13 protein-coding genes are annotated in these 13,232 nt (G+C 67.7%); 4 read left to right on the top strand and 9 right to left on the bottom strand.

What is annotated here, in order from left to right; translation table 11 throughout:
- Positions 1–46: 46 nt before the first annotated feature.
- Positions 47–652: an SRPBCC family protein gene (locus ACAG24_RS26395; RefSeq protein ID WP_370475362.1), complete on the top strand. Its 606-nt coding sequence runs from the start codon at positions 47–49 to the stop codon at positions 650–652.
- On the opposite strand, the gene ACAG24_RS26390 is transcribed toward ACAG24_RS26395, so the two are convergent.
- The 7 genes from ACAG24_RS26390 to ACAG24_RS26360 all read right to left on the bottom strand — a co-directional run bounded on the left by ACAG24_RS26390 (position 630) and on the right by ACAG24_RS26360 (position 9,747).
- A complete protein-coding gene (locus tag ACAG24_RS26390; protein ID WP_370475361.1) occupies positions 630–1,097 on the bottom strand; it encodes a RidA family protein in 468 nt (155 codons plus the stop codon). The two genes, ACAG24_RS26395 and ACAG24_RS26390, sit on opposite strands and share 23 nt — an antisense overlap.
- Positions 1,094–1,750, bottom strand: a complete 657-nt coding sequence (locus ACAG24_RS26385; protein WP_374150807.1) for a GntR family transcriptional regulator — start codon at positions 1,748–1,750, stop codon at positions 1,094–1,096. The genes ACAG24_RS26390 and ACAG24_RS26385 overlap by 4 nt, the downstream gene beginning before the upstream one ends.
- A 264-nt stretch (positions 1,751–2,014) precedes the next feature.
- Positions 2,015–3,145, bottom strand: coding sequence for an alpha/beta hydrolase family protein (locus tag ACAG24_RS26380; RefSeq protein ID WP_370475417.1), 1,131 nt, complete (start codon positions 3,143–3,145; stop codon positions 2,015–2,017).
- A gap of 63 nt (positions 3,146–3,208) precedes the next feature.
- Positions 3,209–5,122 (bottom strand): 1-deoxy-D-xylulose-5-phosphate synthase, encoded by a 1,914-nt coding sequence (dxs, locus tag ACAG24_RS26375; protein ID WP_370475359.1) that lies wholly within the window; start codon positions 5,120–5,122, stop codon positions 3,209–3,211.
- 22 nt (positions 5,123–5,144) lie between these two features.
- On the bottom strand, positions 5,145–6,479 hold the full coding sequence (gene nhaA / locus ACAG24_RS26370) for a Na+/H+ antiporter NhaA (protein WP_370475358.1): 1,335 nt from the start codon (positions 6,477–6,479) through the stop codon (positions 5,145–5,147).
- A gap of 65 nt (positions 6,480–6,544) precedes the next feature.
- Positions 6,545–7,747 (bottom strand): class I SAM-dependent RNA methyltransferase, encoded by a 1,203-nt coding sequence (locus ACAG24_RS26365; protein WP_370475357.1) that lies wholly within the window; start codon positions 7,745–7,747, stop codon positions 6,545–6,547.
- Positions 7,744–9,747, bottom strand: a complete 2,004-nt coding sequence (locus tag ACAG24_RS26360) for an APC family permease (RefSeq protein ID WP_445206229.1) — start codon at positions 9,745–9,747, stop codon at positions 7,744–7,746. The genes ACAG24_RS26365 and ACAG24_RS26360 overlap by 4 nt, the downstream gene beginning before the upstream one ends.
- A gap of 91 nt (positions 9,748–9,838) precedes the next feature.
- On the opposite strand from ACAG24_RS26360, the gene ACAG24_RS26355 reads away from it, so the two are divergent.
- Positions 9,839–10,510: a potassium channel family protein gene (locus ACAG24_RS26355; RefSeq protein ID WP_370475355.1), complete on the top strand. Its 672-nt coding sequence runs from the start codon at positions 9,839–9,841 to the stop codon at positions 10,508–10,510.
- Positions 10,511–10,538: 28 nt separating this feature from the next.
- Positions 10,539–11,204, top strand: coding sequence for a potassium channel family protein (locus ACAG24_RS26350; RefSeq protein WP_370475354.1), 666 nt, complete (start codon positions 10,539–10,541; stop codon positions 11,202–11,204).
- Positions 11,205–11,212: 8 nt separating this feature from the next.
- Here the strand turns inward: ACAG24_RS26350 and ACAG24_RS26345 are convergent, their stop codons facing one another.
- The gene (locus tag ACAG24_RS26345) at positions 11,213–11,935 is read right to left on the bottom strand and encodes a DUF3159 domain-containing protein (RefSeq protein ID WP_370475353.1); all 723 of its coding nucleotides are present in this window, start codon (positions 11,933–11,935) and stop codon (positions 11,213–11,215) included.
- Positions 11,932–12,303, bottom strand: coding sequence for an OB-fold nucleic acid binding domain-containing protein (locus ACAG24_RS26340; RefSeq protein ID WP_278038541.1), 372 nt, complete (start codon positions 12,301–12,303; stop codon positions 11,932–11,934). The genes ACAG24_RS26345 and ACAG24_RS26340 overlap by 4 nt, the downstream gene beginning before the upstream one ends.
- A 145-nt stretch (positions 12,304–12,448) precedes the next feature.
- Between ACAG24_RS26340 and ACAG24_RS26335 the strand changes: the two genes are divergently transcribed.
- Positions 12,449–13,165 carry a serine aminopeptidase domain-containing protein gene (locus tag ACAG24_RS26335; RefSeq protein WP_370475352.1) on the top strand — a complete coding sequence of 239 codons (717 nt, stop codon included), beginning with the start codon at positions 12,449–12,451 and terminating at the stop codon, positions 13,163–13,165.
- The last annotated feature ends 67 nt before the right edge of the window (positions 13,166–13,232 follow it).

The raw sequence follows: 13,232 nt of genomic DNA, 5'->3' as shown, positions 1-13,232 counted from the left end.
AATCGTAAGGTGATGTGGTCCGATCCACAACAGCGAAGGCAGGCCAATGCAGCTCGTCAACGAGTTCACGGTCGATGCGCCGCTGGCGGCGACATGGGCCGTGCTGACCGACATTCCCACCGTGGTGCAGTGCATCCCGGGAGCCCAGCTGGAGCGCCGTGAGGGCGACGACTACTACGCCAACGTCGGCGTCAGGGTGGGGCCGATCGGAATGACGTTGGCAGGCAAGGCAACTCTGGCCAGCCAGGATGACGACGCCCGGGAGATGGTGGTCCGCGGCATGGCCAGCGACCGAAAGGGCAACGGATCCACCGAGGCGACGGTGCGCCTGATCGCCCGCGACGCCGCGGGTCGATCGACCGTCACCGTCACCACCGACCTCGAACTCAGCGGTCGCATCGCGCAGTTCGGCAAAGGCGCGATCGTGCCGGTGAGCAACCGCATCGTCGGCCAGTTCGTCGACCGACTCAACAACGTCATCGTCGGTGGCGACCCACCGCCGCACACACCGACCCGCGACGTCGGCCGGAATGCCGTGGCGACAATGCCCGGGGACTGGATCGCCTTGATCTGCACGGGTTTTGCCGGTGTGGCACTCGGAATTGCAGTCGGCCGCTGGTTGGATCGCCTCAGACCTGCGTCGCGATACTGACGACGAGGTCGAGTTCGACACACGCCCCGCCCGGCAGGGAGGCGACACCGATCGCGGTCCGCGCGTGGGCGCCGACATCGCTGCCGAATGCGTCGATCAGCACCTGCGATGCCCCGTCGATCACCGACGGATGCGCATCGAATTCGTCGACGGCGCGGACATAGCCGCGCAGCTGGATCACCGCGGCCACCGCGTCGAGTCCGACTGCGGCGTCGACGGCCGCCAGCAGGTTGATCGCCGCCTGTCCGGCCTGCTCGGCGGCTTCCCCGAGACTGACGCTGTCACCGACGACACCGCGCAGCGCGGGTATGCCGGCCCGACGGGCCGTCGCCCCGGACACCCAGAGCTGATCACCACAACGCCGACTCGGCGAATAGGCGCCTTTCGGCGGCGGTGGAGCGGGAAGTTCGATCCCGCGTTCCCGCAGCCGTGCGGCGACCGTCATGCCGACGCGTCGGCTTCCGTCTCGAAGATCCGATGGATCGGATCGATGGCATGGGAACGGTGCTCGTGATTCAGCGCGACCATGCGTTCGACGTCGCGGGCAGCCATCGCGTCGATCATCGCGACGTGCTCGTGGCAGACCTTCGGCATGTCGAGCAGCGGGGAGTACATCGGCCGATAGGCGTCGGCGGTGTTCCACAACTGCGTGACGATGCGCTTGGTGCGCGCCATCCCGCTGGCATGAAAGGTCAGGAAATGGAACTGACGGTTGAACACGCCGACCGCGATGGTGTCGCCATCGGCCAGTGCGGCATCCATTTCGGAGTTGCACGAACGCATTTCGTCGACGATCTCGTCGGTGACCCCCGGCATCGCGTCGCGGATCAGCGCTTCCTCCAGGATGGCGCGCAACGTGAAGACCTCGACCAGATCGTCCAGGCTCAGCTTGGTGACGCGGTATCCGCTGTGGGGCACATAGGTGATGTACTCCTCGGCCTCAAGCGTCTTCAGCGCTTCTCGGATCGGGATACGCGACATCCCGAACTGTTCGGCCACCGCCTCCTGGACGATCCAACTGCCCGGAGGAAGCTTGCCGGTGGTGATGTCGTGCCGTAACGCCTCGGCGACGGCCTGCTGCGCGGTCTTCGGGCGCACGAAGTCCGACCGGCGGCCACGAACGGCCTCGCCGCTCAGGCCATTTGGTTTGGATCTGTCGGCATCCCGGGGCCCGGGACGCTTGGCTGCGGTGCGCGGTGGCATCGGCTCTCGCTTTCGCTGATATTGGATACACTATGCGATCACCGTGGCCGCGAGTCAACTACGCCGCGTCTTGAGCCTCTTTGATCCCCCGGTCGACAGCGACGCCGATCCGACGATCACCCGCGCTGAAGCCCATGATTCAACCGGAGGCCGCCTGCGTCAAGCCAAGACGCGCGCGAGGAACGCCGTCGAATCCGGGATCGATTCGAGCACGGTGCCGCTGTGGTCGGCATCCGGATACACCTTGAGGGTCACGTCCTGACCGTTGGCTGCGAGTTCGTCGGCGAACCGCAGCGTCAAACTCGGTGGCACATCGCGGTCCTGCATCCCGACACCGAGGAACACCGGCCGGTCGTAGCCCGACGCCGGGATGCCCATGAAGCGGTCGATGGCCTCCGCGGCACCGGGGATCGACACGACCGGCGCGGTGAAGAACTCGGGCATGGTGATGTCGCTCAGTGCACCGGCCAACTGCGCCGCGCACAGCGTCTCGGCCTCGTCGGCGGCGGACGCGCCTGCCTGCGTCAGCACCTGGTCGAGACCGAGGTCCGGCCGCGCATCACGAAGCGCCGCAACGATATAGGCCGTGTAGACGCTGACCATGGGTCCGAGCTCGGCAGGCACCGCCATGTCGGGTCCGGCCTGCTTGACGATGGTCTCCACACCCGCCGGGGTGCCGGTGGCGACGACCCCCCGAAAGTCCAGATCCGTGCCCCGGCTGAATTCCGTTGCCCATCGCGCGGTCGCGACGGCCGCTCCCCCGCCCTGAGATTGGCCGACCACCGCCCATTTCGGCGAGAGGTCGAGGTCCATGTGCTGCGCGGCTGCCACCGAATCGACCACGCCGCGGGCGGTGGTGATGCTGTTGAGATAACTCATCAAGCCGGGTGTGCCCAACCCCGCATAGTCCGTGCCGACGACCGCGTACCCCTCATCGAGCCAGTGCGACAGGTACTCGCCGTCGCGCCCGCTGCGCGACTGAGTCGACGGAGCGCAGTCGTCGCCGAGGCCGACGGTTCCGTGAGCCCAGGCAATGACGGGCCAACCACCCTGTGGCGGAGGGCTTTTCGGGGTGAACACGGCTGCGGTGCTGACCGCCGGACGGTCATGCTGGTCGATCGTCGAGTACAGGATCCGGTAGGCCTCACCCGCACCTGCGACGGAAAGCCCCTCGTCGAGTGGGACGGACCCGAGGAGCTCTCCCGGCGGCGGAATGGGACCGTCGAAGTCGCGGGCGTCCATTCCGGACCATGCGGGTTCGGTTTCGCGCGCGCTGGGCGCGCACCCCATCAGGGCAACGGCTGTCAGCAGCAGAGCGGCCAGGAGGCGAACGGCGCCGGCGGTTCTCACGCGTCAGTCGACGGGCTGGCTGACTTCGCGTTCCCCGGCCGAAGCGCCCAACGCGGCCACCCAGCCGGTGATCTGGCGGGCGACGTTGCGTTCGGTGAGCCCCACGGCGTTGAGCACCTCGCCGCGCGAGGCGTGTGCGAAGAACTCCTGCGGCAGCGCCGCGTCCCGGCAGGGCACGTCGATCTCCTCGCGCCGTAGAGCCGCCGAGACCGCCGAACCGATGCCACCGTGCCCGCCGTTGTCCTCGAGCGTCACGACGAGTTTGTGCGACGAGGCCAGCGCGCCGATGTGCGCGGGAACGGGCAGCACCCAGCGTGGATCGACGACGGTGACGCCGATTCCCTGATCTCGCAGCCGTTCCGCAACCGCGATCGCCATTCCGGCGAACGCGCCGACGGCGACGATCAGAACGTCGTCGGAAAGACCCTCGGCCGGGACCGCGAGCACGTCCACCCCGTCGCGCCGCTCGATCGCCGGAATGTCCTCGCCGACATCGCCCTTGGGGAAGCGGATGGCGGTGGGACCGTCCTTGATGTCCACGGCCTCGGCGAGTTCTTCACGCAGCCGGGCACCGTCACGCGGCGCGGCGACCCGCATCCCCGGCACGATGCCGAGGATCGACAGATCCCACATGCCGTTGTGGCTGGCGCCGTCGGGACCGGTGATGCCCGAACGGTCGAGCACCAGGGTCACCGGAAGCTGATGTAGGGCAACGTCCATCAGCATCTGGTCGAAGGCGCGGTTCAGGAAGGTCGAGTAGATGGCTACGACGGGGTGCATGCCGCCCATCGCCAAACCTGCCGCCGACGTCATCGCGTGCTGCTCGGCGATCCCGACGTCGAAGAACCTGTCGGGGAAACGCTTCCGGAACGCGCTGAGGCCGGTGGGGCCCGGCATCGCCGCCGTGATCGCCACGATGTCACGCCGCTTGGCGGCGAGTTGGATCAGTTGCTCGGAGAACGCCGACGTCCACCCCGGGCCGGGAATCGACGTGGCCAGTCCGGTTTCGGGATCGATGACGCCGCAGGCGTGCATCTGATCGTCGACGTCGTTCTCGGCGGGCGCATATCCCATGCCCTTGCGGGTGACGACATGGACCACGACCGGCGCGTTGAACGCGCGGGCATGCCGCAGCGCGCCCTCCACCGCGGCCTCGTCGTGGCCGTCGATCGGGCCGACGTATTTCAGACCCAGATCGGTGAACATCACCTGCGGCGACAGCGCGTCCTTGATGCCCGCCTTGATGCTGTGCATGCACTGGTAGCAGAACTCGCCGACCAGCGGAACCCCGCGGACGGCCTTACGACCCTCCTCGAGTACGCGCTCATATCCGGGCTGCAGACGCAGGCCCGCGAGATGCTCCGCGAAGCCGCCGATGGTCGGGGCATAGCTGCGGCCGTTGTCGTTGACGATGATCACAACCGGACGCCGCGACGCGGCGATGTTGTTGAGCGCCTCCCAGCACATGCCGCCGGTGAGGGCGCCGTCGCCGACGACGGCAACGACATGGCGGTTGCGGTGGCCGCTGAGCTCGAAGGCCTTCGCCAAGCCGTCGGCGTAGGACAGCGCCGAGCTGGCGTGGCTGGACTCCACCCAGTCGTGCTCACTCTCGGACCGCGACGGATACCCCGACAGGCCGTCTTTCTTGCGCAGCGAGTCGAAGTCCTGGCAACGGCCTGTGAGCATCTTGTGCACGTAAGCCTGGTGGCCCGTGTCGAACAGGATCGGATCGTGCGGCGAGTCGAAGACGCGATGCAGCGCCAGCGTCAACTCGACGACACCGAGGTTGGGTCCCAGATGTCCACCTGTCGCCGCGACCTTGTGGATCAGGAAGTCGCGGATCTCGCGAGCCAACTCGTCGAGCTGTGCCCGGGACAGGTGCTGCAGATCAGCGGGACCGCGGATCTGTTCAAGCATCAGGCCAGTCTACGCACGGCCGTCACTGTGGGTCCTGTCGAGTCTGGTAGACGTCAGGGATCCCATCGCGGTCCTCGTCAGCCGTTTCCGTGCTGTATATGCGCCGGTAGGCGGCATTTCGCGTGAGCAGGACGACCGCGGCCAACAGAGCTGCGAGCAGCGATCCGGACAACACGCCAATCTTTACGAATTCGTCACGTTCTGACCCGAGTCCGTAGGCGAGGTCACCGATCAGCAGCGAGACCGTGAACCCGATCCCCGCGAGCATCGACACACCGATCACGTCGACCCACCGCAGCGACGAATCGAGGTTGGCGCGCGTCACCGCAGACAAGACCCTGGTCGTCAGGAAGATGCCGATCGGCTTGCCCGCGACCAGGCCGAGCACGATCCCCAGCGTGATCGGGTCGGTCAGCGCCCGCCCCAGCCCATCCAACCCCCCGAGGCTCACCCCGGCGGCAAAGAACGCGAAGACCGGTATCGCGACACCGGCGGAAATCGGACGCAACCGGTGCTCGAAGTGCTCGGCCATCCCCCCGTCGAGTTCACGCCCGTCTCGCAGCTCTGAACGCCGCACCGGAACCATGAAGCCCAGCAGCACGCCCGCGACGGTGGCGTGCACGCCCGACTCGTGCATGAGCACCCAGGTGGCTATCGCGAGCGGCGCGAGCACCCACCACGCCGAGACGCCACGCTGCACACACACGCCGAACAGAACCAGAGGCAGAGCAGCGAGCGCGAGCGCCACCAGGTTGATCTCCTCGGTGTAGAACACCGCGATGACGGTGATCGCCAAGAGGTCGTCGACCACGGCCAGCGTGAGCAGGAAGGTGCGCAGCGACGACGGCAGATGGGTCGAGATCACGGCGAGTACCGCGACGGCGAAGGCGATGTCGGTCGCCGTGGGGATCGCCCATCCCCGCAGCGCCCCGTCGCCGGTGTTCAGGTTGACCAGGACGAAGATCAGCGCCGGCGCGACCATGCCGCCCACCGCCGCAGCGATCGGCAGCGCCGCACGGGCAGGGTCCCTGAGGTCGCCGGCGACGAACTCGCGTTTGAGTTCCAGTCCGACCACCAGGAAGAAGATGGCGAGCAGACCGTCGGCGGCCCACTCACCGATGCTGAGGTCGAGGTGCAGACCCAGCCACTGACCGCCGACGACGAAGTCCCGCAGGCCGAAGTAGTGTTGCGACCACGGCGAGTTGGCCCAGATCAGCGCTGCGGCGGCGGCGACGAGAAGGATGGTCCCGCCGACGGTCTCCTTGCGCAGAATCTCGCTGACCCTGCTGGTCTCGGCCCAGGAGCCGCGAGAGAAGAGTGCGCGCCGGATGCGTCCGGACGAAGGGTCTGGGGTCACGGCCTGCCTTTGTCGACGTCGTCAGATGACGCCGACCAGACTTCCCGGCACACCTGCCGAGCATCCTATCGGCCGCCAGGGGCTCGCCGCAGCGCGGCCACGCACTCCACATGGTGCGTCAGCGGGAACGAGTCGTATACCGTCAACTGCTCCACCTCGTAGCCGTGGCCGCGATACAAGCCCACATCCCGTGCGAAAGAGGCGGCTTCGCAACCAATGTGAACGATCCTGGGCACCTCGGCCGCGGCAAGCAGGTCGATCACGTCGCGGCCGGCCCCGGTGCGCGGCGGATCGAGGACGGCGACGTCGGCGCGCTCGCGCTGTCCCGCCAGTGCGCGCCGCACCGAATCCGTCACGACGGAGACGTTGCCCAGGTCGGCCAGTGCCGACCGGGCCGCGCGGGACGCACCCCGCGACGTGTCGACGGTGAGCACGCTGCCCTCCGGACCGACGGCCTGGGCGAGCGCCGCGGCGAAAACCCCTGCGCCGCCGTACAGATCCCACGCCGACATCCCCGGCTCCACATTCGCCCATCGCGAGACGAGCTCGCTGTAGAGCGCGGGCGCATCCCGGTGCGCCTGCCAGAACGCTGTCGCGGGCACCCGCCACGTGCGTCCCGCCACCCGCTGCACGGTCTCGTAATCACCCTCGGTCACCGTGGTTTTCCTGCCGCGCCCCGCCACCACGGTGTGCCGCTTCCCGTCGTCGTCGACCACGACGTGGACCGCGGCCTCGGCCGGCCACTGCGTTTCCGACACCCCGTCGAGCATGCCGGCGGGCAGCTGCGCGCAATCGAGCCGGTGCACCAGTTCGGCGCTGTGGTAGCGGTGGAAGCCGGCGCGCCCGTCGCCGGATGTGGCCAGCCGCACCCTGGTCCGCCAGCCCGTGGCGTCGCCGTCGCCGACCGGTTCCGCCGTCGCCTCGGATTCGTCGACCCAGTGGTAATTGCCAAGGCGCGAAAGCTGATTGGCGACCACCGCGCCCTTGATCCGGCGCGCGGCCGAAGGTTCGGCGAACGCCAGATCGCAGCAGCCCGCCCCGTCCACCCCAGCGATCGGGCACAGAGAGTCGACGCGGTCAGGCGCCGGTTCGAGGACCTCGACCACCTCGGCGTTCCAATACGAACCCTTGCCGCCCACCAGGCGGGCCCGCACCGTCTCTCCGGGCAACGCGTAGCGCACGAAGACCACCCGGCCCTCGTGTCGCGCAACGCAACTGCCCCCGTTGGCCGCCGCGGTCGCCGTGAGCGTGAGCACCTCGTCGCTCAATCGAGGAAACCCTTGCGCGCATCGCCAGGCGCCGACTCCGGCGCCAGCTTCTTGAGCCGTTCGGACGAGGACAGCTGCCAGGGCACCGATGTCACCATCACGTTGGGTTCGAACAGCAGCCGGCCCTTGAGCCGCAGCGCACTCTGATTGTGCAGCACCTGTTCCCACCAGTGCCCTACGACGTACTCCGGGATGAACACGGTGACCACGGTGCGCGGCGAATCCTTACCCACCCGCTTGACGTAGTCCAGTACCGGACGGGTGATCTCGCGGTACGGCGAGGCGATCACCTTCAACGGCACGGAGATGTCGCTGTGCTCCCACTTGTGCACCAGCTGGCGGGTTTCGGCATCGTCGACGCTGACCGTGATCGCCTCCAGCACGTCGGGACGGGTGGCCCGCGCGTAGGCCAGCGCACGCAGCGTCGGCATGTGCACGTTGGACACCAGCACGATCGCGTGGTTGCGGCTGGGCAGCACGATGTCCTCGGTCTCGGCGGCCCGCGCTTCGAGTTCGCGGCTCACCGAGGCGTAATGACGGTGGATCATCTTCATGATCACAAACAGCGCACCCATCGCGAGGATCGCGATCCACGCTCCGACAAGGAATTTCGTGACCACCACGATGATGAGTACCGTGCCCGTGCAGACGAAGCCGATGGTGTTGATCACCCGGGCCCGCACCATCCGCGCCCTGGCCGCCGCGTCGGTCTCCGTGCGCAGCAGGCGCGTCCAGTGCCGGACCATACCCACCTGGCTGAGCGTGAACGACACGAAGACACCGACGATGTAGAGCTGGATCAGCGCCGTCACCTCGGCCTGGAACGCGATGACGAACGCAACGGCCCCGAACGCCAGAAAGAGAATGCCGTTGGAGAACGCCAGCCGGTCGCCACGGGTGTGCAACTGGCGTGGCAGGAAACGGTCCTGAGCCAGAATCGATCCCAGCACCGGGAACCCGTTGAACGCGGTGTTGGCCGCGAGCACCAGGATCAGTGCCGTCACACCGGCGATCAGGTAGAGCCCGACCGGGAAGTCGTGGAACACCGCGTCGGCCAGCTGCGCCACCAGGGTGCGCTGGTGATAGTCCGCCGGTGCGCCGACGAGCTGTTCCTGCGGACGCTCGGCGATCTGCACGCCGGTCGCCTTGGCCAGCATGATGATGCCCATGAAGAGGGAGATCGAGATTGCGCCCAGCAGCAGCAGTGTGGTGGCGGCGTTGCGCGACTTCGGTTTCCGGAAGGCGGGCACACCGTTGCTGATGGCCTCCACACCGGTGAGTGCGGCGCTGCCGGACGAGAATGCCCGGGCGACGAGGAACACCAGAGCGAACCCCAGGATGTCGCCGTGCTCGGAGTGCATCTCGAAGTCCGCCGACTCCGCACGCAACGGCGTTCCCAGCACGTAGATCTGGAAGAAGCCCCAGCCGAGCATCAGGAACATGCCGATCATGAAGGCGTACGTCGGAATCGCGAACGCGGTGCCGGACTCCCGGATACCGCGCATGTTGATCGACGCCAACAGCATGATCGCGATGACGGCGAACAACACCTTGTGGTCGTTGACGAACGGCACCGCCGACCCGATGTTCGACATCGCCGAGGACATCGACACCGCGACCGTCAACACGTAATCGACCAGCAGCGCGCTGGCGACGGTCAGGCCCGCGGTCGGCCCCAGGTTCGTCGTGACCACCTCGTAGTCGCCGCCACCCGACGGATACGCATGCACGTTCTGCCGGTAGCTCGCGATCACGATCAGCATCACCCCGGCCACCGCGAGGCCGATCCACGGCGCCATCGAATAGGCGGCAAGGCCCGCCACCGACAGCACCAGGAAGATTTCTTCGGGTGCATAGGCCACTGAGGACAGGGCATCGGAGGCGAAGACCGGCAGTGCTATCCGCTTGGGGAGCAGCGTGTGCGACAGCTTGTCGCTGCGGAACGGCCGGCCGAGTACCAACCGCCGCGCGACGGTCGAAAGCTTGGACACGAGTGCCAAGGGTAAGCCCGTCGGCCACCGGCCGTCGGAAAGCGGTAGCGTTCCGGGGACGCGGGTTTTGCGAGAGCCTCGGCCGGGAAAGGACCCTCAGGTGCGTGTAGTGGTGATGGGGTGCGGCCGCGTCGGCGCATCGTTGTCCGACAGCCTGGCCAGAATCGGCCACGACGTCGCCGTGATCGACCGTGACGGCACCGCCTTTCACCGGCTCTCCCCCGACTTCCCCGGCGAGCGGGTCCTCGGCATGGGCTTCGACCGCGACGTACTGATCCGGGCGGGCATCGAAGATGCATCCGCGTTCGCGGCCGTGTCTTCCGGTGACAACTCGAACATCATCTCCGCACGTGTCGCCCGTGAGACCTTCGGCGTGCAACGCGTCGTCGCACGCATCTACGACGCCAAGCGCGCCGCCGTCTACGAACGGCTCGGCATCCCGACCGTCGCGACGGTCCCGTGGACGACCGATCGGCTGCTGAACGTTCTGACCCGCGAAACCGAGACCACCAAATGGCGCGACCCGACGGGCAACGTCGGGGTCACCGAACTGACGCTGCACGAGGAATGGGTGGGCCGCCGGCTCACCGACCTGGAAGCCGCAACCTCCGGACGGGTCTCGTTCCTGATCCGGTTCGGCGCCGGAGTACTGCCCGACGCCAAGACCGTCATCCAGGCCGGCGATCAGGTCTACCTCGCCGCGATCTCCGGCCACATCGCCGAAGCGCTCGCGATCGCCGCGCTGCCGCCGAGCGAAGACGCGGAGGGATGACGATGCCTCGGACGCCAGGAGCACTCCGATGAAGGTCGCCATCGCCGGCGCCGGCGCCGTCGGCCGGTCCATCGCCCGCGAGCTCGTCGACATGCACGACGTGACGCTGCTGGAACGCAACCCCGACCACATCGACGTGGACGCCATCCCCGCCGCGCACTGGCGGCTCGGGGACGCCTGCGAGCTGAGCCTTCTCGAATCGGTGGGCCTGCAGGAGTTCGACGTCGTCATCGCAGCCACCGGCGACGACAAGGCCAACGTCGTCCTAAGCCTGCTGTCGAAGACCGAATTCGCCGTCCCCCGCGTGGTGGCCCGCGTCAACGACCCGCGCAACGAATGGCTTTTCGACGAAGCGTGGGGCGTGGACGTCGCGGTGTCCACCCCCCGCATGCTGGCCTCGCTCGTGGAAGAGGCGGTGTCGGTGGGTGATCTGGTGCGGCTGATGGAATTCCGCAAGGGCCAGGCCAATCTCGTCGAGATCACGCTGCCCGACGACACCCCGTGGGGCGGCAAGCCGGTCAAGCGTCTCGAGCTTCCCCGAGACGCCACGCTGGTGACGATTCTGCGGGGGCCGCGCGTGATCGTCCCCGAACGCGACGAACCGCTCGAAGGCGGTGACGAGCTGCTCTTCGTTGCCGCGGAATCGGCAGAAGACGAACTACGCGAACTGCTGTTGCACCCCCAGCAGCGCTGAGGGCTTCGTCAATTCGGCTTGCGCACCGGGTCGTTCGTGTCGTCGGTGTCAGTCTCTTCTGCTGCTGTCGGCTCGGCCGTCTCACTGAGGCCCGACTCGCGCACGGCGCGCTGCGCCTTCCTGATGGCCAGGTAGGTCACCAGCGCCGCGACCGCAGTCAGCGGCCATCCCATCGCGATACGGGCCACACCGAGCCATCCGGTCTGGTCGGCGTCATACAGGTGGTGCTGCACCACGAAGCGGGACGCGAAGACCGCGACCCACACCATCGTCGCGACGTCGAAAGCCAGCACGGCACCATGGACTTCGCGCCAGCGCCGGTCGTGGGTGTTCACCCAACCCCAGATGTAGCCGACCACGGGCCGCCTGATCACGACCGAGACCGTGAACACCACGGCCCACAGCAGCGATGTCCAGATGCCCAGCAGGAAATAACCCTTCGAGGCGCCCACCAGATAGGCAATCAACGCGCTGATGCCGACACCCATGAAGCCGGAGATCGCGGGCTGGACGGATTCCTTGCGCACGAGGCGCCATATCAGGATCAGCGTGGCGACACCGAGTGCGGCGGCGATGGCGGGCATGAGGCCGAAGGCCGAAGAGACGGGGACGAACACCAGCACCGGAAGCGATGAGTAGATCAGGCCGCTGATGCCGCCCATCTGCTCCAGGACGGCCGCGCCTCGCGCCGGTGAGCTCTGCGTGCCCGGATCGGAACCGGGGTCGCTCACTTCTGAATCTCGTAGTGGGGGTTGTAGATCGCCTTGGTGCCGTTGTCGAGCTTGCCGACACGACCGTGGACCTTGAGGGTGCGTCCCGACTCGATGCCCGGGATGCGGCGCTGACCCAGCCATACCAGCATCACGGTGTCGGTGCCGTCGAACAGTTCGGCTTTCACGCCGCCCGCGCAGCTCTTGCCGTTACACTCGACGCTGCGCAGGGTGCCGATCATGGTCACTTCCTGACCACGCTGACAGTCGATCGCCTTCTGGGCGCCCGTACTCGCAGCCTCATCGCTGAGCTCTTCGACGTCGAGCTGTTCCGGATCTTCGGTCAACCGGCGGGTGAGCCGGCGAAGATATCCCTCGGCCGTGGCCATGGCCTCTCCTGACCTTCTGCCAATCGTCTGTGGACCTCATTTGACCAACGCCACGGTAGACCTCTTGGTTCCCGAGCGCTAACCGCAGGCCGGGTGTTGCGCGAGTCGCAGGGCCCGGACTTCCCTCAGCAGGCACGATCGAAACATGGCGGTCAATCTCCGCGGGATCACCACCGTCCTGCTCCCCGGCACCGGATCCGACGACGACTTCGTCTACCGCGCGTTCTCCCCAGCGCTCCACGAGGTGGGCGCGGTAGTGGTGACGCCGCCGCCGCAGCCGCACCGACTGGTGGCCGGCTACCGCGAAGAACTCGACAACACCGCCCGCGCTGCTGCGCCGCTTCCGATCGCGGTCGGCGGTGTCTCTATCGGCGCCGCGGTGGCGCTCGAATGGGCGCTGACCCATCCGGGGTGTGCCGCCGTGCTGGCAGCGTTGCCCGCGTGGACGGGCGACCCTGAGACAGCGCCCGCGGCGCAGGCAGCACGGTATTCCGCCGACCTGCTGCGCCGCGAAGGCCTGGTGTCCACGACCGCGCAGATGCAGGCGTCCAGCCCGAAATGGCTCGCCGACGAGCTGACCCGCTCCTGGCTGGACCAATGGCCGGCACTGCCCGACGCGATGGACGAGGCGGCGCGGTTCGTCGCGCCGACGAGCGGCCAACTGGAAAGCCTCGCCGCGCCGATGGGCGTGGTGTCCGCGACCGACGATGCGGTGCACCCGCTGGAGGTGGGCCTCGAATGGGTGTCGGCCGCCCCGCGCGCCGCGCTGCGGACCGTCACACTCGACGAGATCGGCGCGGACCCCGCCATTCTGGGTGCCCAATGCCTGGCGGCACTGCGGGACGTCGAAGGGCGCGAATGAGCGCTATCCGCCCGGTCTGATGGGCGGATTCCTCACCGCTTGATCGTCATCCGCCGGCCCGATTGGC

Source organism: Mycobacterium bulgaricum, assembly GCF_041287165.2.
GTDB lineage: Bacteria > Actinomycetota > Actinomycetes > Mycobacteriales > Mycobacteriaceae > Mycobacterium > Mycobacterium bulgaricum.
Note: the sequence above shows the minus strand (reverse complement) of the source record. Positions and strands in the feature narration are given on the sequence as shown.